We start from the raw sequence: 19416 nt of genomic DNA, 5'->3' as shown, positions 1-19416 counted from the left end.
CGGTTACATCCGCACTCGAACGTTGTCCCTGTCACATTATTGACGCGACACTTTTAGGACAATATCGTTTTGCTACCCGGTCGTTTAGCTGAGCTGAAAGATGTGCGCATGAACCACACGTTCGACGTCGTGACGTTGTTCCTTCTGCTCGACATCGCCGAGGCCGGCTCCCTGACCGCAGGTGCCGAGCGAGCGAACATGACTCCCTCGGCAGCGTCCCAACGCATCAGCAAACTCGAACACGGCATCAAACAGCCGGTCCTCACTCGCCTGCCGCGCGGCGTACAGCTCACCGAGGCCGGCGAGATCCTGACCAGCCGGGCCCGCCTGTTTCGCCGCGAGATGCGTGCCGCGAGCGGCGACCTGGAGGCCATCCGGGGCCTCGAACGTGGATCGGTCCGGCTCGGCTCGTTTCCCACGGTCAGTGCGTCGCTGCTCTCCGACGCGTTGAAGGACTATCACTCGCGATGGCCGGGGGTGGACGTTCGTGTTCGGTCGGCCGTTCGACCGCAATTGCTGGACATGCTCCATTCGAGCGAGATCGACCTGGCACTGCTGTGGAGCTACGCCTGGACGGAAGAGGCAGAACGATCGCTGTCACTCGAGCCTCTGATGGAAGACCAGACCGTGCTGCTGCTTCCGATAGACGACGATCGCCGGGGACGGGATGTGTCCTTGCACGACCTCCGAGGCGCGCGGTGGATCATTCGGAGCAACGACCACCCGGCAGCGGAGGTTCTCTATCGCAGTTGCCGCGTAGCAGGATTCGAGCCCGACGTCGTGTACGAAGCCCACGACTACCAGGAAATCGAGGCCATGGTGGCCGCAGGCGTCGGCATCGCTATGGTCCCCCGACTGTCGGTGGTCCACCACCGACCCGACGTCACCACCATCGCTTTCCTCGACACCGATCGTGTTCCGACCCGGGTCATCTACATCGCCTCACTCGCGCGACGCCAGTACACCCCGGCTATGTACGCGATCTCGAACGCTTTACGCGGCGCATCCGAACGCAGTACGTACATGCCCGCCGGGTCGGATCCAAAGGCTGCCGGCACAGCAGACAAGGATCAAAGAAGTTCCAGCACCAGAGCCCGGTGATCGGACACTTCCGGCTCGGTGACGATCTCGAAGCTTCGTACGGCGGTCGGTGACGACACCAACACGTAGCTGGCACTACGAATTGCTTTGGTGTAGATGGACGTTCGAGTGTCGGCGTCTCCCACGAGGTCGGTCATCCCATGTTCGGCCAGCAGTGCGAACGTCTCGCTGGTCGGCAGCAGGTTCAGGTCACCGCACAGCACAACGACTTCGCTCGTCGAGCGCATCCGTTCGACGATCCCCGCCAATTTCCTGGCCTGCTCCAGCCGAATGGGACTGTCGCCCTTACCTGCTGGATCGCGCAGACCGTGACATTGGATGACGGATACGGACTTACCTACGACGCGATCCCGAACGGTGACCGTCAGAGCAGCTCGTGGACGGTCATCCACATCCCAGACCGCGTGATCGACGAACCGTGAATGGACGAACCGCGCGTCGAGCCCTACAACGGGAACGTCGTCACGCACCCAGGTCGCGATCCCGAAGTCCTGACGCAATTCGACGCCCTCACCGTCGGTGACAGGTCCGGCGTCGTTGGCGACGAAATACGGCGTGTACCCGGGGAGCGCGGCCGACACGTCGTCGAACAGGTTGAGCCGCTGCGGCAGTGTGCGCTCACCGTCTGCGAACGTTGCCCAGCCCGATCGATTCGGAGTACGAGTGACTTCCTGAAGGCAAATGATCTCGGCATCAACGGCTTTCAGCCATCCCACGAGTTCGTCGTACATGGCGCCGCCCCATGCATTGATCGAGATGATCTTCACAGCCCGATGATGTCAGACGTGGCGTGACTCGCGCGCTTCATTTTCGGCTGCGCCGAGTGGACCCCTGGCTCGACTGCCGGACGGACCGGACTAACGTCATCGGCAATACGCACTGTCCGTGCGAATAGCGCACCGAAGGAGACGCCGATGCCCGATCCAGATGCGGGAACCATTGCCGAGGTCCAGCTTCTGTACGGCAGGCAGAGCCACGCAATCGATTCCGGACGCGCGACGGAGTGGGCAGGGACCTTCACCGCGGACGGTGTCTTCGATTCACCGAGTTACCCCGAACCCGAGACGGGGAGGGACCGGCTGATCGCCTTTGCGCAGCGCTTCTTCGACAGCGCGTCCGACGCGAACGAGCGGCGCAGGCACGTGATCACGAACATTGCGGTCGATCTCGTGAGCGTCGATGAACTCGCAGTCGACTGTTACCTCCAGATCATGACGACACCACGCGGCGGCGAAACACGCCTCGTCAGATTCACGTCGGTCCGGGATCGTGTTGTGCGAGTCGATGATCAGTGGCGCATCCAGCACAGGACCGTGACCCGCGACGACGCCTGACACGACCCGTCGTCGCTGACTAGCGCAGCAAACGCCCCAACCGCGCCGCTGCAGCGACGACGGCCGCACCGAGCTGTTCTTCGTCGCCGATCTCGAACACCGACGCACCCAAGCTCGCCATCGCGTCTCCGCGGCGACCCGGCACGACGGCGGACACTCCTCCTACCGATGGAATCACTTCGCCGTGGGTGACCGCGTATCCAACGCTTCGCGCCCGCGCCACTTCCGCACGTTCGCCATCTTCCGGGGGCAAGGACGCGAGCATTGCCAGGCCTGCAGACCCCCGGTCGATCGGGTCGACCTGCCCTCCACGAAATGCCACGTGGACCTTCGCCCCTCGTGGCTCGACAACCATCAAAGCCCTTACTTCCGTTGAATTCTCGCGAACGACGAGATGGACGGTCGCGCCCAGTTGATCCGCCAGTTCTTCGAGTACCGGGCGTGCCACGGTTCGCAGATCCTGCTCGACGGGTTCGGCGAGTGCCACCAGCCCGGCACCGAGGGCAATTCGCTTGAACTCGTCTCGCCGACACAGATGATGGGCCTCGAGTGTGCGAACCAGCCGATGTGCAACGGTGCGGTGCACACCGATCCCGTCGGCGATCTCTGTGATCGACAAGCCGTTCGGATGCTCGGCCAACAGCTCGAGCACGACAAGGCCGTGATGCAGCGTTTTGGACATCCCCGAATCGATGGACACCGTGGTTTTTCCGTCGGTCATGCACTGCCCCCTGTTGACGACTGTGAGGTGGACCACCTACAGTTCGATCTGAATCGCACACTGCGTGCGATTATCGCACATAGTCGAGGTCGGTGCAAACGGACCCGGCCGAGATCTTTTGCACGAGGAGAGCGCCATGAATAACCCCAATCCAGGACGCGTCGTCGATCGCACGATGACTGCGGTGTACCCCGAACTGGCGGGCAAGGTTGCCGTCGTCACCGGGGCCGCCCAGGGCATGGGATCGGTGTTCGCCAAGGGACTTGCGGCGCGCGGCGTACACGTCGTCGGTGCCGACATCAACGACGCCCGGATGAAAGAGACGGCCGAGCAACTGAATACGGAGCTGAGCACCGACTCACTGGTCGAACGACCCGGGACGATCATCGGCGCTCGAGCCGACGTCACCGTCGCCGATGATCACGAGGCTCTCGCCCGGACAGCCCTGGCCGAATTCGGCCGGATCGACTTCTGGATCAACAACGCGGGAATCTTCCCGTTCGCCTACGCCGCGGACATCACCCCCGAGCAGATGGGTGCCACGCTCGGCGTGAACGTCGAAGGCGTTCTGTACGGCTCGCAAGCAGCGGGTCGTCACATGCGCGAAGGCGGCGCGATCGTCAACATGTCCTCGGTATCCGCACTTCGTGTCCGTAAGGGCCGCGGTGCCTACTGCACGTCCAAAGCAGCCGTCGCCCACCTGACGGAATCCCTTGCCGTCGAGTTCGGAGATATCGGTATTCGCGTCAATTCCATTGCACCCGGCTACATCGACACCGAAATGACGCGGTGGGTGCAGGAAGATTCCGAAGCGCTTGCCAAAGCTCTGGATTCGGTTCCTCTGCACAGACTCGGAGCACCGGAAGAAGTCTTCGGGCCTCTTCTGTTCTTGCTGTCGGACAGTGCTCGCTACGTGACCGGGCACAGTATCGCGGTGGACGGCGGGTCGCGTCATGTCTGACACCGACTACGACGTCATCGTCATCGGTGGCGGTGGAGCTGGGCTGGCGGCGGCGGTGACGGCGGCCGAGAACGGTGCGTCCGTGATTCTCTTCGAGGCGCGCAAAGAACTGGGTGGATCGACAGCCCTGTCGGCCGGATTGTTCACCGCCGCAGCGACGAGCGTTCAGCGCGCCCTCGGAATCGACGACAGCGCAGAGAAGTACTTCCAGCATTACATGGATCTCAACCAGTGGATGCTCAAGCCCGGCCTGATCAGGACCTTCTGCGAGCAGGCCGGACCGACACTGGAGTGGCTTCTCGGACTCGGATTGAACGTTCCCGCAAAGATTTCCGGTAACGCGCATCAACCGGGACTGAGCCAGGCGGGCGTCGAGGACGTCTGGAGGGGTCACGTCCCGAAAGACCAGGGATACGGACTCGTCCAGGTTCTGGACGCAGCGCGCCGCAGGCTCGGAATCGAGGTCGTTCTCGACACTCGCGTGCAAGCGCTCCTCACCGAGGGCGACCGGGTCGTGGGAGTCGTAGCCGACGATGTCGAACTCCGTTCTGCAGCAGTCGTCGTGGCCTCCGGTGGTTTCGCCCGAGATCCCGAGCTGGTCGATCTTCATTTTCCGGCAGCCAACCGAGCCGGCTCCGCTGCCTTCGTCGTTGCTGCCGAGGGCAGTCGCGGCGACCACCTGCGCTACGCACCGTCGGTGGACGCGTCCATAACCGGCGACGGGTGGGGACTCATGCTGCCCACCGTCTACTTTCAGCGATACCACCACTGGCAGTCCGGGTTCCCCCCGAAATCACGTATTCACGTCAACGCTGCGGGGCGTCGATTCATGGACGAGGACGCCTCGTACGCCGTCTCGACCGGAATCATCGACGGTCAGGGTGGCTCCGCCTGGATGATCTTCGACGACAACGCTCGACAGAATCTGCCTGCGGGATACGCCGATTGGGCACCCGATCGCATCGAGGACGAGGCAGACGCCGGCCGGACCCTTCGCGCATCCTCCCTCGCGGAGCTGGCCGTACTCATGGCGGTGCCCGCCGCGGCCCTCGATTCCACGGTCGAGCGATGGAACGCGCATCTGCCCCACGGCGAGGACCCCGACTTCCTTCGCCACCGAACACTCGCCAACAAGGGCAGTACGTCGAATCCCGAACCCATCGACACCGCCCCCTTCTATGCCGCACGAATCCTCCCCGCCGAATTGGTCTGCACACATGCAGGTTTGGAGATCGATTCCGAATCCGCCGTGCTCACGACACGAGGCACCCCCGTACCCGGCCTGTTCGCTGCAGGCGAGGCAGGAGCGGGAGTTCTCGGGCAGCGCTACGTCGGTGGCGGCAACGCTGTGGCCAATGCACTCACCATGGGCCGGATCGCCGGTCGCAACGCCGCCCTCCACTCCGTCGATGCACAGCCACTGACGGCCTGACCACCCTGACCTCGAGGACACCGATGACTACGAACGAACCTGCCGTGCAGCCCGACTCGGACGCACACACACCCGGGACGAACCCGAAGCAATCCCCCCTGACAGTAATCCGTGCCGCCGTCGTCGGAACCGTCGTCGAGTACTACGACTTCGGTATCTACGGCTACATGGCCACCACCATCGCCGCACTGTTCTTCGTGTCCGACGATCCGACGGCCGCGCTTCTCGGCACGTTCGCCGCGTTCGCCGTTGCCTTCTTCCTGCGAGTTCCGGGCGGCATCTTCTTCGGACACATCGGCGACAAGTACGGCCGCAAGAACGCGCTCTCCTGGACCATCCTGCTGATGGTGATCGCCACCGCCGGAATCGGATTGCTCCCGACGTACGTCACTCTGGGAGTGTGGGCCACCTCGGTTCTCGTCCTGTGCAGATGCCTGCAGGGCTTCGCTGCAGGTGGCGAACTCGGAGGAGCCAACGCGTTCGTATCCGAGTCCGCGCCGACGCGGTGGCGCGCGACCCAGACGTCGATGGTCAACACCGGCACCTACATCGGATCGCTGCTCGCCTCCCTGTGCGCACTGGCACTGAACTCGGTGTTCACCGACGAACAGATACTCTCCTGGGCGTGGCGGATCCCGTTCCTGCTGAGCCTGGTGATCGGCGGTGTCGGCATCTGGATCAGGAACCGCCTGGACGACACCCCTGAATTCAAGGAACTCGAGAACAAGGGCGAGACGAAGAAGCTTCCCCTCTCGGAGCTACTGAGCACGTCCGGCGGCAGTGTCGTGAAGATCATCCTGCTCGGCGCGCTCATCACCGGTGGTTATTACATCGCATCGGTCTACGCGGCCACGTACCTCAGGACCGAGGGCGGCCAGACCTCTCAGGCAGCGTTCCTGTCGACCTCGCTTGCCTTGGTTCTCGGAGTGATCACCCTCCCCATCTCGGGCTACATGGCCGACAGGTACGGCCGAAAGCCCGTGCTGTTCGCAGGCAGCTTCGCAGCCATCGTTCTCGGTGTCCCGATGTTCATGATGATGGCCGGCGGCACGCTGTGGCAGGCCGTCGTCGGACAGTCAGTGTTGTTCATCGCGGTGTCCGTCGTCAACGGTGCCTCGTACGTGACCTACGTGGAAATGCTCAAGACCTCGGTGCGGTACACGGGCCTGGCCCTGGGCAACAACACCACCAACATGTTGCTGGGTGGCACAGCACCTTTCATCGCCACGTACCTGATCTCACTCACCGGAAATCCGCTCGCACCCGCCGGCTACTTCGTCTTCTGCGCCGTCATCACCTTCGCCACGGTCTTCTTCGTGACCGAGACGAAGGGCACCGAACTGAAAACAGAGTGAGAGGCCCCTGACATGAACTTCGAGAACAAGACGATCGTCGTCACCGGCGCAGGAAGTGGCATGGGCCGAGTCGAATCGGAGATGCTGGCAGGCCGGGGAGCGAAGGTCTGGGTCACCGACATCTCGACGGCCGCAGGTGAAGCCGTCGTGGCCGACATCCTCGATGCGGGCGGCCGGGCAGAGTTCCTCCAGCTCGATGTCACCGCACCGCAATCGTGGACGGCGCTGGCGAAGGCAATCGAGTCAACGGACGGTCACCTCGACGGACTGGTGAACAACGCCGGGGTCAGCCACCGAGCGGGTATCGAGGACACGACCGTCGAAGACTGGCACCGCGTCATGAACATCAACCTGAGCTCGGTGTTCTACGGAATGAAATCCTGTGCACCACTTCTGAAACAAGGTGGCGGCGGTTCGATCGTCAACGTGTCCTCCATCGCCGGGATGCTCGGCTACTTCGCGGCAGGATACGGTGCCAGCAAATGGGGAGTGCGTGGTCTGTCCAAGGTGGGCGCGCTCGAATTCGCCGAGTACGGGGTCCGAGTCAATTCGATCCACCCCGGTCTGGTCGATACTCCCCTACTGCATTCCGGCTCATCGGCTTTCGTGGAGACCAGTCTGCAATCGGTACCCGCAGGACGCGTCGCGGACGCCGAAGAAATCGCAGAATCGGTCGCGTTCCTGCTGTCGGATTCATCGCGCTACATCACCGGCACCGAAATCGTCATCGACGGTGGACTGACGTCGGGCGGCATCTATCACCGCATCACCGACGAGTTGAAGGCCGGTTGCTGATGTCGAGTGAAGACCGAGTGGCGATCACCGAGGTGCTGTATCGATACGCCCGGTCTGTGGACCGCAAGGACTTCGAGAGCCTGAGAAGGTGCTATTTCCCTGACGCCGTCGACCACCACGGGGGCTATGTCGGCACGATCGAGGGTCTGATCGAGGACATCGAGATTCGTCATCGAACCATCGACAGCTCGATGCACTTCACAACCAATGTCATCATCGATCTGGAGCCTTCCGAACAGGTGGCCGAGGTCGAGTCCTACTGTCTGTGCTACTAGCGGCAAGAACCCGAGATCGGATCGTCGACGCACGTCTTGACAACCGTGAAATGCCGATACGTGGACCGCTTCGAAAGACGGCACAACGAGTGGCGGATAGCCGAACGAGTAGTCGTGTTCGACGAGTCCCTGTGCACCACTGTCGAAAACGTGCTCGACCCGTCTTGGGTCACCTCCCGCCGTTCCCAAGCCGACCCGGTATTCGCACGTAAGGCCCGAAACAGCAGGTGACAGGTTGCCGACGCCAAGATCCGTTGGGTATCTGCTATGGAGGCGGCGTCATCGTCTAGCTGCGCTGACAGGTTCGATTGGCACGTGCGCGCTTCACTCGATTGGAGACTCGGTGAAACGTAAGTCCCCTTCTCAGTCGATGTTTCGCGACGGTTCCGGAAGCCTGGCGTTGGTGGCGGGCATCGTGGCGGTCATCTGCGCATTCGTGCCGTTCGTCGGAGACTTCGTGACCATCCCGACCGGAATCGTCGCGCGGTGATCAGTGGCTGGATCGGTCTCGGCCGCGCGGTCGAGGGCGACGCGTCCAACGGTCGGGACGCAGTGATCGGTGCGGCGCTCGGTGGCGTCGGATTGTTCATCGTGTTTCTGACCTTCGCGGCATCGTCCATGTGATATCACGACCATCAGCATCTGCATCTTCCGCGCTACGCGCGATCCAAGCAACGGCTCGAAGCTCGGACACCTGTGGTTTCTCGACGGCCTTTAGACTCCGGGATGCTGTCGGCGTGATCGGCGAACCGAGAATGTCGGAGCGAACACCAATCGGCCAGCCACTCGATGACCTCAGGAGCAAGCGCACTGGTGCTGGCGAAACTCGACTGACCCAACCATTCCGTTTGCTCATGCATCGGCCATGCTCGATCACGCAGAAAAAACTAATGGCGCATCGTGAATGCCGACCCCTAAATCACCACCACCACGCCGGGCGAAACAGCAGCGGGGATGGTAATAATCCCCAACCAGATCGACGCGACCACACCAGGTGGAGCGATGCGGCACTCGTCGAGACTCCTCCAATAATCGCAGGTCAAGATTCCGAAAGGTTTAAATCAGTCGACGCTCCGATGTCGTATGCAGCAGAGCGTCGACTGAGTTGACGGGCTGCGGGCAGTTACTGCTTTTTCGCAGATTCGTTGCGTTGAGGTCTAGTTACAACCTCGCGCCGTAAAAAGTCTTTCTTCGGCTGCTCGTAGGCACTGAAAGAACGTCTCGCCTCGACTACCTGCCGGCGAAATTGTTCTCGACTACTATTGTTGGTGGACATCAACTTCTCCTTCGATTTGTTCTTCTCCTAGGTCAGTGCCATCCATGCCAGTCAACTCCTCGGACAAGGCCGCAATTTCCCGCTCATGCTCGGAAGCCTGATATTCGTCGAATTGCCCAACTTTAGGTAGCGCTTTTGCACGTTCATTGTAACTCCAAGCAAGGCGCGCCCCATCCTTATCCTTCCGGTCTCCTCCAACACGAAACAAAGTGTCGTAACGTTTTGGTGCAATCCCTTGGAACGCAGTAAACGCGGATCCATACATACTTTCAGCTTTGCTCTTGGGGTAGGGTTCCAAGTAGACCACATTCAGCTTTGCAGCCATGAGATGCTTGGCACAATTATGGCACGGGTAGGCAGTCACATAGAGTGTGTCGCCCTCGCTTATACCTCCCCTATGCAGACCGTCCAGTATTGCCGCCATTTCGGCATGAACAGGCAACTGGAATTCAGTTAGGTCCTGCAACTGCGCATCCTCTAAATAGCCGCCATCACCAAGAAGTTCAGTAACGAAGGCTTCGGGTTCCGAGCCAAGTCGCACACTATGTTCTTCCTTGAGGAGAGACCGTGCACGACGCAGAGTATCCAACACAAGTTCTTTAATCGAAATTCTCGACCGATCGAATTGAGGGGCTTCATCCGGTTTTGTCGGGTGACTATTACAGCCGAGGCTAAGGACATGATTTTTTGCGTCTAATATTGCAGCACCTACTTTCAACCCGAGCTCGGCAGAACGTGTGCTAGCAATGTATGCCATATTCATTCCGAACTCGACCACCGAAGGCGGAACGTAGTCCGGCGAGTTGAACATCAAATTGAGAAAGCGCTCCAGCTGATCTTCAACATCCTCATCAGCATTAACGAACAGATCAGACTTTGGGAACACCTTAGACACGTTCTGTCCAAATAGAGTTCCCTCCTTTTGATCGATGCCAATCAAGTCCATTGCATGTTGCTCGTGAACGCCTATTCCTTCACTGAAGTTCTCAGTTCGGAATTTTTCGACCAGGTATTCACGACGCAAGGACTCATGCGACATCAATGCAACCTGGATATATCTTTCCCCGTAGACCCGTTTGAGAAGAGCAGCTTCTTGGGTGCGTTTCACAGAATCGATAAGATATGCGACTCGTTGACGCCGCTTGGGCGGTTCTACTCCGTCATTGGATCTTGATCGCTTAATCGACGCAATGGCAGTGGCAGCCAATGCAGCTGAGGAAGAATTCAACTCACATATTTTATCGCCTTGCTCAATCAAGAACTTAATCCGGTCATATGTATTGACTGGAACATCTACCGTGTCGGGAAGCCAGTCCTCTATGGCAGCACTCAGGCGTATATGTTCGAGTTGGTACCCAAAACTGTCCAGTTGCCTCTTGAAAGCAGCAACGACGCCGTCGCGGTCTACGCCTACGGGCCGGACAATAGCGAAGATCAACTCTGGACCGAAGTTGTCGTCGCTCACGGGGTTATCCTCACGGGGTTATCAAAGCACCTGGAGGTGACATCCCGCCCTGCGACTCGCAAATTTGAGTAAATATCGCACGGTGAGGGACACGAAACGCCTGGTCAGAAGCGCAGATCACCACCGGCAGTATCAAGTCTAAACTTGAACTTCAGGGTGTTGCCGCGCCCGGCACTACGCCTACGAGGGTGTCGATTTGAACCGTACCAAAGTTGAGGGCCTCATCGAGCTCGTGCTGTGTGACCGAACTGAAGCCCTCGTCTTCGCGTTATTGTTCCCCTCGCGGCGATTTGGTGGGCATTGGTGGTAGCTCTCTACACGAACCTGCATGTGGGTGTCGCGGCCATCTTTCCGGATTGCACCGATCTCGGCTTGAGGTGATTCGGGTCTGCTGGTCGTCTCCAGTTCGATGCCGGTCGTAATCTTGCTGCCGATGTAGGCCTGCCACCTCGGGAATCATTTTTCTCCGGCAACCTCACTGCGTATTAGTCCAACCTCGCCGCCTTGGTTGTGCGTACCGAGTCAGTCGGTTGTGCTGCGGTCCTGGCTACTCAATCCAGTACGTGTCGATTCCGTGTCATAGAGCCTGTTCGTCCAACAACGAGAACATTCCCCACCGGCATCTCTGCTGGTGGGGGATGTTTTATTGTGCGCCCGAAGGGATTCGAACCCCTAACCTCTTGATCCGTAGTCAAGTGCTCTATCCGTTGAGCTACGGGCGCATGTTCAGTTATCCAACTGGTCTAGCTGAACGGCAAAAATCTACCGTTCGTGGCGGAGGCGAGAGGATTTGAACCTCCGGTCCCGGTGAAAGGACAAGTCATTAGCAGTGACTCCCATTCGGCCGCTCTGGCACGCCTCCTAGGCTGCCGGCCCTCTCGGACCGCCGAGGAAAGAGATTACACACGGCAAAGGCCAGAAGGCAAAACGGCTGGTCGACGCCTCCGGTTCGCGCGGCGTTCGCGTAGAAGATGCTTGTTGCTCTTCAGCGCATGAAGCTGTCGAACCAATCGAAGATTCGGGTCTGCGCGTCGACGAGCGCGGCCGCTGCAGGGTCACTGTGATCGGAACTGCCGGGTTGTTCGCGGGGATGATCGGCTCGGTGCTTCAAGCCCGAATAGCTGACGACGTTCGTGGCCACTGAGGCACGCGTGGCGGCGTCGCGAAGGGCTTCGATGTGATCCGGTGGGGTGTGGGGGTCGTCCTCGCCGTAGAGACCGAGCCAGGGGGCCTGCAGCTTGGGTGCGGCCTCGACCAACGCGACCGCGTCGGAGTTGAGCGGCTCGACGATGCCGGCTGCCGCAACACTGACCGCCGCCCCGACCGGACGACTGGTGGCCACGATCAACGCTGCCGTACCTGCGTCGTCGAACCCGATCACCCCGACACAATCGGGGTAGACACCGCGCTGGACGAGCCAGTCGGAGGTGGCGTCGAAGTCCGCGAACAGGTCGTCTCCGAAAACTTCCTTCTCGTCGCCGTGGCCTCGATGGAACAGGTTCGGCGCGACGGCGAGCCAACCTTCCAACGCCAGTGCACGGAGGAGGTCGAGCAGAGACTCGGGCACCTCACGCGCCTCGTGCAGTACGACTATTCCGCCGCGAGGTGGTCCATCGGGTTCGACGGCGATCAGCGGTACTTTTTCCTGCGGGGGAGATTCGTGCGCGGACGTATCCACCTCGTCGTCCGCGCCGATGGTCGGCGCGGTGGCGGAACGAAGGACTGCGGCGTCGCTGAAGATTCCCGACATACTTACCGAAGATAGGACGATCTGCCCCACCGCGCACAGCAATATCACGGACGCGCAGAAGTCAACCCCGAACCTGGGCGCATAATGGCAGCCGTGACCGCGCGCATCCGCCCCGACCTCGACGCCATCCCCGCCTACGTTCCCGGCCGCACCTTTCCAGGTGCGATCAAACTGGCGAGCAACGAAACGACGCAGGGACCGCTGCCGAGCGTGCGCGACGCGATCGCGGAGGCCGTCGGCGGCGTCAACCGCTACCCCGACAATCGAGCGACCGCCCTCGTCGAGTCACTGGCGAAGAAACTCGGCGTTGCCACGGAGAACGTCGCTGTCGGAAGTGGTTCCGTCTCGCTGTGCCAGGAGGTCGTTCAGATCACCTGCGGCCCCGGCGACGAAGTGCTGTTCGCCTGGCGCTCGTTCGAGGCGTACCCCATCGTCACCAGCGTCGCAGGCGCGACACCCGTCTTGGTTCCGTTGACCGCCGACCATGTGCACGATCTCGACGCAATGCTCGCCGCCATCACCGACCGCACCCGGCTGATCTTCGTCTGCAACCCGAACAACCCGACCGGAACCGTCGTCCAGCGCGACAAGCTCGACGCGTTTCTCGACGCGGTGCCGTCGGACATTCTCGTGGTCCTCGACGAGGCCTACTTCGAGTACACCCGACCCGACACAGGCAATCACACCGACGGAGTGGAGTTGGCACGCGGACGACGCAACGTGATCGTGCTGCGGACGTTCTCGAAGGCCTACGGACTTGCCGGCTTGCGGGTGGGCTACGCGGTGGCCGATCCCGAGGTGATCACGGCGTTGTCGAAGGTGCGGATCGCATTCGCCGTCAGCACCGTGGCACAGCAGGCGGCGGTGGCGTCGTTGGAGGCGTCGGCGGAGCTGCTGGCCCGGACCGATGCCCTCATCGTGGAACGGGACCGGGTACGCGATGCTCTGGTTGCGGGCGGCTACGACGTCGGCGCATCACAGTCCAATTTCGTCTGGCTGCCGCTGGCCGAACGCTCGGGTGAATTCGCCGCTGCTGCAGCCGAACAGGGCGTACTGCTGCGCGCCTACGGAAACGACGGAGTGCGGGTCACCATCGGCGACCCGCACGAGAACGACGCGTTTCTGAAGTTCGCTCTACAGCCCTAGCGCGCGCTCGAGCGTCGGCCAGGATTCGCGCAGGTCGTCCTGCCAGTACGGCCACTGATGGATGCCGTAGGGGCGATAGACGACCGTCGCGGGGATGTCCAGCGACCGGAGTCGAGTATCGAACACGGTCGTGCAGTACAGCGCGGCGGCTTCGAGTGGTCCGCCCATCAGCGCACCCTCGACTCCGCTACCACCGGGGCCGAGCTCGTACGGACCGGGCAGGCCGGTGCCGACGGACAGATAGACGTCCTTGCCGCGGAGTGCTTCGGCGTTACGTGACGGATCGTGCTCGACCCACTGCGGATCGGTGTTCTCGCCCCACATGTTGGTGGCATTGCCGCCGTTGGTGGCGACGGTGGCGCGCACCGCATCCTTGAAGTTGGTCTGCGAATTGTCGTAGCAACCGCTCAGTCCGGCGACGCCGGTGTACAGGCTGGGGTGACGGGTGATCAGGTCCATCGCGGCCTGGGCACCCATCGAGACACCCGAGATCGCGTTGGTGCCGTTGCCGTTGAAGCGCGCATCGATCAGCGGCGGCAGCTCCGAAGTCAGGAACGTCTCCCACTTGTTCACACCGAGCACCGGATCCGGAACATTCCAGTCGGTGTAGTAGCTGCTCGATCCACCGACCGGGAGCACGACGTTGACCTGCTTGTCCGCGAAGAAGTCGACGATGTCGGTCTTCTGCGTCCAGGTGCTTTCCTTGTAATCGGACTCTTTGCCGGCACTCACACCGTCGAGCATGTAGAGCGTCGGACGTGACACCGCTTGCGCGGCCGGAAGAAGAACCTGAACCTGGATGGCGCGGCCCATGGCAGGCGACTCCACCCACACCGCTGCGCGGCGGTCGGTCAACATGTCCACACGATCGATCCGTGCCGACGCCAGAGGCAGGGACTGAGCTGTGATTCCGGGAGCCACACCGCCGCCATCGGAACTGCCGGTACCGGGGAGCGGCTGCGCCCCGGCGAGACCCGACCCCAGCAGCGACACTGCCAGAGCAGTTCCCGCTACTGCCAACACTCGGCGGTGCATCAGATTGCCCATCCTCCCCCGGCGCACCCTCACGGGGCGCAACACGAACAACATCCGTCACTCAACGTACCCACCGATATGCGCGCACGCTAAAGCTGTGGGTTCGCTCACAATAGCCGCGCACATGCAGGTCCAAAAGTCCGCGTGATCCTTTGTTACATGTACTCGAGACAGAACGGTCTACCTGGTCGGATGCCCTCGTGGACACACTTCCCACGAGGGCACTCGATGTGACATTCGGTGGACTTTCGGGGGGTCGATGTCACATCGAGTGGACCTCTGGGGGTCGATTCAGCCGCGGCCGGTTTCGCCCTGCAACTTGTCGATCATCTCCGAAGCCTGCGCCTTGTTGAGACCCTCGGGAACTTCTTCGCCGGCTTCCTGCGCAAGGGTGCTCAGGTAGCTCTTCTGTGGGCCGGTCATCGGCTCGTCACCGGTGACCCAATCGTCGGGATCCTTCTCGGGGTTCTGGTTGACCTGCTCGTTTTCGCTCATACGTTCGTAGATACGCCGAATCGGCAGGTTCCAAACACGCTCGGGTTTTGCTGGTCGCGACGTCGATCACCCGAATGACTTGATTGACAGTTCAATAAATGGTCGAGGATGCTCCAGATCACACCCCCTCGATTGGAGCCTCATGAAGACGAAGAATCTGCTGGTCAAGCTCGGCATCAGCGGCGCTATCGCTGCAGCCGTCCTGGTGTCCGCACCGGCCGTCGCCTCGGCCGATCCGATCACCGATTTCCTCTGTAACAGCGGTTCGGCTCAGTTCTGCCCGGTGCTTCCACCGCCTCCGGCCCCGCTGGCGGCACCCGCTCCTGCACCACAGCCTCAAGGTGCTCCTGCCCCGGCACCCCAACAGGGCGGCGCCTTCCAGTACGAGAACTGCGATGCGGCCCGCGACGCCGGTGCCGCTCCGGTCTATCGGGACGAGTACGGCTACGGGCCTCATCTCGATCGCGACGACGACGGCATCGGCTGCGAATAGCGAATTCGCACTTATGCGGGCAGATCATCGCGAAATGCCTGCATAAGTGCGATCTCGACGGGCGGATACGCTCACTCGGTGAGACGACGCCAGCAACCTCCCCTGGCGAAGCGACACGGCCTGGACCCCGCGCGCATCCGAATGCCCGAGGACGGCACCTGGCGCACCGTCCGTGACTTCCTGACGGCGACCGAGTTACGAATCCCTGCACACCGGATCGACGCCATGTTCGACGCCGGCGAGATCGTCGACATGACAGGCCCCATCGCACCGGATGCACCGTACGTTCCAGGTGAGGCGGTCTGGTTCCACCGCGATCTGCCGTCGGAAACCGTTGTGCCCTTCGATATCTCGATCGTGCACCGCGACGACGCGCTGCTGGTGATCGACAAGCCACACTTTCTTCCGACCATCCCCCGCGGCGGCCACATTCTGCAGACCGCGCTCGTGCGACTGCGTCTCGAACTCGACCTGCCACAACTAGTGCCCGCTCACCGACTCGATCGCGTCACCGCGGGCCTGGTCCTGTTCGTCGTCGATCCGACCCTGCGCGGCGCATATCAAACGCTCTTCCAGGATCGAAAGGTCCACAAGGAGTACGAGGCCATTGCGCGCTACGACCCGTCGCTGGTATTGCCGACCGCCGTTCGCAGCCGAATCGTCACCGAGAAGGGCGACTTCACCGCCCGCGAGGTGGCCGGAGAACCCAACGCGCACACCACCGTCGAACTACTGGAGCATCGAGACGGACTCGGTCGCTATCAACTGACACCGTTGACCGGCCGCACTCATCAACTGCGACTGCACATGAATTCGCTCGGGGTGCCGATCCTCGGCGACGACCTCTACCCGACTGCCACCAACCGGGCCGTCGATGATTTCACCGATCCACTCCAATTGCTCGCCAGTGCAATCGAATTCACGGACCCGATCTCGAAGGCAATCCGACGCTTCGAGACCGGACTGGGCTTGCAGCGTTGGATATCGGATGGCAGGGCGTGACCGCTCGACTACTCGGAATTGCGGTGACGTTCTGTTTTCACAAGCTCCTTGGTGCGCACCAGGCGCAGCGCGGTGACCAACACGACGCCACCGATGATGTTGAACAGCACCGTGTATCCGAACCAGTCGATCCACTCTCGATAACTCACGTCTGCGCCTGCGTGGATGGCTCCGAAGATCAGCAGGGAATCGAGAATCGAATGGAACATCTGCAACCCGGCGAGCAGGAAGCCTGCCCCCATGGCGGCGATGATCCGCGCGACATCCGACGTCGTACCCTGCTGCATGCGCGTCAGCAGCGTTATCGTGCTGCCACCGAGAACCGCCAAACAGACCGACCGAAGATCGAGCGGTGCGTGAACGAAATGCTGCGCGGATTCGGACAACACCTTCTGCCACTGCGGAAATGCGTGCGCTATCAACCACATCACGAGCCAACCACCCAGCAGATTCGCCAGCAGCGTGCCGATCCACAGCCTCGCGAGCTGCAGCGGAGTTCCGTTGCGGGCCACCACCGCGGCGATCGGCATCAAGAAGTCCTCGGTGAACAGCTCACCGTGTGCCAGGTAGATGGCCACCAGGCCGATGCCGAACGCCAGACCTGCCAGCAGATGGCTGCCGGTCTCGTCCAGCACAGCCAGATACGCCATCACACCCAGGGAAACTTCGAGCCCGCCGAACAATCCTGTGATCAGGACCGTACGCACGGTGCGATGCAAGCGCTCTGCACCTTCCTCGACGACAGCGTCGAAACTGTCCTCGAGCTCCTCTTCCAGAGGCCCCTCGTTGTCGCCGTCGTTGCGCCGCGCTTGTTCACTCATCAACAGGCAGTACCCACTGAGCCGGGATCGATACCAAGCAGGTCGCGACGGAGCTCAGCTTCGACCGGGACAAACGAATCCGGTCCACCCATGCGGGTGGACCGGATTTCGAAACGAACATGTGGCGGAAGCGGAGGGATTTGAACCCCCGGACGCTTTTACACGTCTCTCGCTTTCAAGGCGAGTGCATTGGGCCGCTCTGCCACGCTTCCGTGTGCGATCTTAAACGGCCCGGCGGGCCGAGGCCCAATCGCCCCTCGTCGTCCGCCGCTCATCGTCGCGGTGTGGAACCGGACGCGTCCATCGCGGCGTCGACCTTCTCGAAGATGTCTCCGAGCACCTCGAGTTCGTGGGGCGAGAGAATGTCGATGAGGTGCCGACGGACGCTGCGGACGTGGGTCGGTGCCGCCTCCGCCAATCGCCGACGGCCTTCCTCGGTGATCACCGCGAGCACGCCTCTGCCGTCGTTGACGCAGGTACTGCGAGTCACCATGTCCTGGAGTTCCATTCGCCTGATCTGATGCGTCAGGCGACTTCTCGAGGACAGGACGCCATCGGCCAGCTCACTCATTCTGATGGAGCCGTCGATCGATTCCGACAACATCACCAGGATTCGGTATTCCGCCATCGACAGGTCGTGGCGATCCTGCAGATCCTTGTTCAATACCCCCATCAATCGTTGCCCGCCGTCCATATAGGCGCGCCATGCTTTCATTTCCGCAGTGTCGAGCCACTGCGGGTCCCCCCCGGGACCAATGGCTAATTCGGCCGTCACGCGTGTCATCTTAGGCAGGAAATCTACCGGCGAGTAGGTTGACGCGGTTCGAGGCCCAGTTCGGTGCAGCGCCCTATGGTCGAGGTATGACCGATCCCAACATCGACCCGCCGTACGTTGCCGCCGCCGACCGCTACGAGTCCATGCTCTTCCGCCGAGTGGGCTCACGTGGCCCCCGACTTCCGGCGGTGTCGCTCGGACTGTGGCACAACTTCGGTGACGACGTACCGCTGATGAACCAGCGCGCGATCCTGCGTCGCGCATTCGATCTCGGTATCACGCACTTCGATCTGGCCAACAATTACGGCCCGCCGTACGGCAGCGCGGAGAAGAACTTCGGCCGCATCTTCTCCGAGGACTTCGCCGGATATCGCGACGAGCTGATCATTTCCAGCAAAGCCGGCTGGGACATGTGGCCCGGCCCCTACGGCTTCGGTGGCTCTCGCAAATACCTGCTGTCCTCGCTCGAGCAGTCGTTGACGCGGATGCGACTCGATCACGTCGACATCTTCTACAGCCACCGGCCCGACCACGACACCCCGATCGAAGAGACCGCAGGCGCACTGATCAGCGCTGTCCAGCAGGGCAAAGCGCTGTACGCGGGCATCAGCTCGTACAAGCCCGAGGGCACGCAAAAAATGGCGGACCTCCTCGCCGACGCGGGCGTTCCCCTGCTGATCCATCAGCCGAGCTATTCGATGGTCAATCGGTGGATCGAACCCGAACTGCTCGACACCCTCGATGCCGTCGGCGCAGGCGTCATCGCCTTCTCGCCTCTGGCCCAGGGCATGCTCACCGACAAGTACCTCGACGGCGTTCCGTCCAATTCGAGAGCAGCGCAGGGCAAATCGCTGAATCCGGACTGGCTCACCGACGACCACATCGGGCACCTCCGGGCGTTGAACGACATCGCCTCGACTCGCGGCCAGTCCCTCGCACAACTCGCCCTGAGCTGGGCCCTGCGCGACCCGCGCGTGACCTCGGTACTGATCGGCGCATCGAGCGTCGGACAGCTCGAGAACAACGTGGCGGCACTGCAGAACCTGGACTTCACCGATGCCGAACTCGCCGAGATCGACACGCATGCCGAGGACTTCGGAATCAATCTCTGGGACCTGTAGGTGCCTGCGGCAGTGGCGCGGGCGCGTGCCCCCGGGGGCACCTAACCGCACCACTGCTCATCT

General features: G+C 61.6%; 21 protein-coding genes and 3 tRNA genes. 13 read left to right on the top strand and 11 right to left on the bottom strand.

What is annotated here, in order from left to right; genetic code table 11:
• The first annotated feature begins 108 nt into the window (after positions 1 to 108).
• Positions 109 to 1101, top strand: a complete 993-nt coding sequence (locus NY08_RS18905; RefSeq protein WP_045200762.1) for a LysR family transcriptional regulator — start codon at positions 109 to 111, stop codon at positions 1099 to 1101.
• On the opposite strand, the gene NY08_RS18900 is transcribed toward NY08_RS18905, so the two are convergent.
• On the bottom strand, positions 1071 to 1868 hold the full coding sequence (locus NY08_RS18900; RefSeq protein ID WP_045198066.1) for an endonuclease/exonuclease/phosphatase family protein: 798 nt from the start codon (positions 1866 to 1868) through the stop codon (positions 1071 to 1073). The genes NY08_RS18905 and NY08_RS18900 overlap by 31 nt on opposite strands.
• A gap of 147 nt (positions 1869 to 2015) precedes the next feature.
• Between NY08_RS18900 and NY08_RS18895 the strand changes: the two genes are divergently transcribed.
• Positions 2016 to 2435, top strand: a complete 420-nt coding sequence (locus tag NY08_RS18895) for a nuclear transport factor 2 family protein (protein ID WP_045198064.1) — start codon at positions 2016 to 2018, stop codon at positions 2433 to 2435.
• Positions 2436 to 2454: 19 nt separating this feature from the next.
• Here the strand turns inward: NY08_RS18895 and NY08_RS18890 are convergent, their stop codons facing one another.
• Complete coding sequence (locus NY08_RS18890) at positions 2455 to 3117, bottom strand: IclR family transcriptional regulator (protein WP_176459432.1); 663 nt, start codon at positions 3115 to 3117, stop codon at positions 2455 to 2457.
• A 175-nt stretch (positions 3118 to 3292) separates the two neighbouring features.
• Here NY08_RS18890 and NY08_RS18885 point away from each other — a divergent pair, with 175 nt between their 5' ends.
• The 7 genes from NY08_RS18885 (at position 3293) to NY08_RS26475 (ending at position 8598) form a co-directional block, all read left to right on the top strand.
• Positions 3293 to 4117 carry an SDR family NAD(P)-dependent oxidoreductase gene (locus NY08_RS18885; RefSeq protein ID WP_045200759.1) on the top strand — a complete coding sequence of 275 codons (825 nt, stop codon included), beginning with the start codon at positions 3293 to 3295 and terminating at the stop codon, positions 4115 to 4117.
• Complete coding sequence (locus tag NY08_RS18880; RefSeq protein ID WP_045198062.1) at positions 4110 to 5549, top strand: FAD-dependent oxidoreductase; 1440 nt, start codon at positions 4110 to 4112, stop codon at positions 5547 to 5549. The genes NY08_RS18885 and NY08_RS18880 overlap by 8 nt, the downstream gene beginning before the upstream one ends.
• Before the next feature lie 23 nt (positions 5550 to 5572).
• Positions 5573 to 6904 carry an MFS transporter gene (locus NY08_RS18875; RefSeq protein ID WP_045198060.1) on the top strand — a complete coding sequence of 444 codons (1332 nt, stop codon included), beginning with the start codon at positions 5573 to 5575 and terminating at the stop codon, positions 6902 to 6904.
• Between the two features lie 12 nt (positions 6905 to 6916).
• Positions 6917 to 7699: an SDR family NAD(P)-dependent oxidoreductase gene (locus NY08_RS18870; RefSeq protein WP_045198058.1), complete on the top strand. Its 783-nt coding sequence runs from the start codon at positions 6917 to 6919 to the stop codon at positions 7697 to 7699.
• Complete coding sequence (locus NY08_RS26485) at positions 7699 to 7974, top strand: nuclear transport factor 2 family protein (protein ID WP_235386966.1); 276 nt, start codon at positions 7699 to 7701, stop codon at positions 7972 to 7974. Before NY08_RS18870 ends, NY08_RS26485 begins: the two co-directional genes overlap by 1 nt.
• A gap of 343 nt (positions 7975 to 8317) precedes the next feature.
• Positions 8318 to 8464, top strand: coding sequence for a hypothetical protein (locus NY08_RS26480; RefSeq protein ID WP_235386964.1), 147 nt, complete (start codon positions 8318 to 8320; stop codon positions 8462 to 8464).
• Positions 8461 to 8598 (top strand): hypothetical protein, encoded by a 138-nt coding sequence (locus NY08_RS26475; RefSeq protein WP_235386963.1) that lies wholly within the window; start codon positions 8461 to 8463, stop codon positions 8596 to 8598. Before NY08_RS26480 ends, NY08_RS26475 begins: the two co-directional genes overlap by 4 nt.
• Positions 8599 to 9233: 635 nt before the next feature.
• On the opposite strand, the gene NY08_RS18855 is transcribed toward NY08_RS26475, so the two are convergent.
• From NY08_RS18855 to NY08_RS18830, 4 genes are all read right to left on the bottom strand, one after another.
• Positions 9234 to 10715, bottom strand: a complete 1482-nt coding sequence (locus NY08_RS18855) for a hypothetical protein (protein WP_144407398.1) — start codon at positions 10713 to 10715, stop codon at positions 9234 to 9236.
• Between the two features lie 649 nt (positions 10716 to 11364).
• A tRNA-Arg gene (locus tag NY08_RS18840) sits at positions 11365 to 11437 on the bottom strand.
• Between the two features lie 50 nt (positions 11438 to 11487).
• Positions 11488 to 11577, bottom strand: a tRNA-Ser gene (locus NY08_RS18835).
• A 123-nt stretch (positions 11578 to 11700) separates the two neighbouring features.
• Entirely contained in the window at positions 11701 to 12465 is a 765-nt protein-coding gene (locus tag NY08_RS18830) for a dienelactone hydrolase family protein (protein WP_045198051.1), read from the bottom strand.
• A 93-nt stretch (positions 12466 to 12558) separates the two neighbouring features.
• Here NY08_RS18830 and hisC point away from each other — a divergent pair, with 93 nt between their 5' ends.
• Entirely contained in the window at positions 12559 to 13611 is a 1053-nt protein-coding gene (hisC, locus tag NY08_RS18825; protein ID WP_045200757.1) for a histidinol-phosphate transaminase, read from the top strand.
• Here hisC and NY08_RS18820 read toward each other — a convergent pair.
• Together NY08_RS18820 and NY08_RS18815 are read right to left on the bottom strand one after the other, a co-directional pair.
• Positions 13600 to 14646, bottom strand: a complete 1047-nt coding sequence (locus NY08_RS18820; protein ID WP_032395639.1) for an alpha/beta hydrolase — start codon at positions 14644 to 14646, stop codon at positions 13600 to 13602. The genes hisC and NY08_RS18820 overlap by 12 nt on opposite strands.
• A gap of 291 nt (positions 14647 to 14937) precedes the next feature.
• Complete coding sequence (locus NY08_RS18815) at positions 14938 to 15141, bottom strand: DUF3072 domain-containing protein (protein ID WP_032395510.1); 204 nt, start codon at positions 15139 to 15141, stop codon at positions 14938 to 14940.
• A gap of 142 nt (positions 15142 to 15283) precedes the next feature.
• On the opposite strand from NY08_RS18815, the gene NY08_RS18810 reads away from it, so the two are divergent.
• Both NY08_RS18810 and NY08_RS18805 read left to right on the top strand, forming a co-directional pair.
• The gene (locus tag NY08_RS18810; protein WP_045198049.1) at positions 15284 to 15634 is read left to right on the top strand and encodes an excalibur calcium-binding domain-containing protein; all 351 of its coding nucleotides are present in this window, start codon (positions 15284 to 15286) and stop codon (positions 15632 to 15634) included.
• A 78-nt stretch (positions 15635 to 15712) separates the two neighbouring features.
• Positions 15713 to 16636: a pseudouridine synthase gene (locus NY08_RS18805; RefSeq protein WP_200893134.1), complete on the top strand. Its 924-nt coding sequence runs from the start codon at positions 15713 to 15715 to the stop codon at positions 16634 to 16636.
• Positions 16637 to 16644: 8 nt separating this feature from the next.
• Here the strand turns inward: NY08_RS18805 and NY08_RS18800 are convergent, their stop codons facing one another.
• The 3 genes from NY08_RS18800 to NY08_RS18790 all read right to left on the bottom strand — a co-directional run bounded on the left by NY08_RS18800 (position 16645) and on the right by NY08_RS18790 (position 18241).
• Positions 16645 to 17457: a formate/nitrite transporter family protein gene (locus tag NY08_RS18800; protein ID WP_045198046.1), complete on the bottom strand. Its 813-nt coding sequence runs from the start codon at positions 17455 to 17457 to the stop codon at positions 16645 to 16647.
• 122 nt (positions 17458 to 17579) lie between these two features.
• Positions 17580 to 17669: transfer RNA gene (locus NY08_RS18795), tRNA-Ser, on the bottom strand.
• Between the two features lie 59 nt (positions 17670 to 17728).
• Positions 17729 to 18241, bottom strand: a complete 513-nt coding sequence (locus NY08_RS18790) for a MarR family winged helix-turn-helix transcriptional regulator (RefSeq protein ID WP_045198045.1) — start codon at positions 18239 to 18241, stop codon at positions 17729 to 17731.
• A gap of 77 nt (positions 18242 to 18318) precedes the next feature.
• Here NY08_RS18790 and mgrA point away from each other — a divergent pair, with 77 nt between their 5' ends.
• Positions 18319 to 19353, top strand: coding sequence for an L-glyceraldehyde 3-phosphate reductase (gene mgrA / locus NY08_RS18785; protein ID WP_045198043.1), 1035 nt, complete (start codon positions 18319 to 18321; stop codon positions 19351 to 19353).
• Positions 19354 to 19416: the final 63 nt, after the last annotated feature.

This window comes from Rhodococcus sp. B7740, assembly GCF_000954115.1.
Taxonomy (GTDB): domain Bacteria; phylum Actinomycetota; class Actinomycetes; order Mycobacteriales; family Mycobacteriaceae; genus Rhodococcoides.
This window is presented reverse-complemented; position numbering and strand designations above follow the sequence as displayed.

What these genes read in the sequence shown, in the direction of transcription:
- NY08_RS18905 (WP_045200762.1), top strand. Translation starts at nt 109, where the DNA reads ATGAACCACACGTTCGACGTCGTGACGTTGTTCCTTCTGCTCGACATC.
- NY08_RS18895 (WP_045198064.1), top strand. Translation starts at nt 2,016, where the DNA reads ATGCCCGATCCAGATGCGGGAACCATTGCCGAGGTCCAGCTTCTGTAC.
- NY08_RS18890 (WP_176459432.1), bottom strand. Translation starts at nt 3,117, where the DNA reads ATGTCCAAAACGCTGCATCACGGCCTTGTCGTGCTCGAGCTGTTGGCC.
- NY08_RS18885 (WP_045200759.1), top strand. Translation starts at nt 3,293, where the DNA reads ATGAATAACCCCAATCCAGGACGCGTCGTCGATCGCACGATGACTGCG.
- NY08_RS18880 (WP_045198062.1), top strand. Translation starts at nt 4,110, where the DNA reads ATGTCTGACACCGACTACGACGTCATCGTCATCGGTGGCGGTGGAGCT.
- NY08_RS18875 (WP_045198060.1), top strand. Translation starts at nt 5,573, where the DNA reads ATGACTACGAACGAACCTGCCGTGCAGCCCGACTCGGACGCACACACA.
- NY08_RS18870 (WP_045198058.1), top strand. Translation starts at nt 6,917, where the DNA reads ATGAACTTCGAGAACAAGACGATCGTCGTCACCGGCGCAGGAAGTGGC.
- NY08_RS26485 (WP_235386966.1), top strand. Translation starts at nt 7,699, where the DNA reads ATGTCGAGTGAAGACCGAGTGGCGATCACCGAGGTGCTGTATCGATAC.
- NY08_RS18830 (WP_045198051.1), bottom strand. Translation starts at nt 12,465, where the DNA reads ATGTCGGGAATCTTCAGCGACGCCGCAGTCCTTCGTTCCGCCACCGCG.
- NY08_RS18820 (WP_032395639.1), bottom strand. Translation starts at nt 14,646, where the DNA reads ATGCACCGCCGAGTGTTGGCAGTAGCGGGAACTGCTCTGGCAGTGTCG.
- NY08_RS18815 (WP_032395510.1), bottom strand. Translation starts at nt 15,141, where the DNA reads ATGAGCGAAAACGAGCAGGTCAACCAGAACCCCGAGAAGGATCCCGAC.
- NY08_RS18810 (WP_045198049.1), top strand. Translation starts at nt 15,284, where the DNA reads ATGAAGACGAAGAATCTGCTGGTCAAGCTCGGCATCAGCGGCGCTATC.
- NY08_RS18800 (WP_045198046.1), bottom strand. Translation starts at nt 17,457, where the DNA reads ATGAGTGAACAAGCGCGGCGCAACGACGGCGACAACGAGGGGCCTCTG.
- NY08_RS18790 (WP_045198045.1), bottom strand. Translation starts at nt 18,241, where the DNA reads ATGACACGCGTGACGGCCGAATTAGCCATTGGTCCCGGGGGGGACCCG.
- mgrA (WP_045198043.1), top strand. Translation starts at nt 18,319, where the DNA reads ATGACCGATCCCAACATCGACCCGCCGTACGTTGCCGCCGCCGACCGC.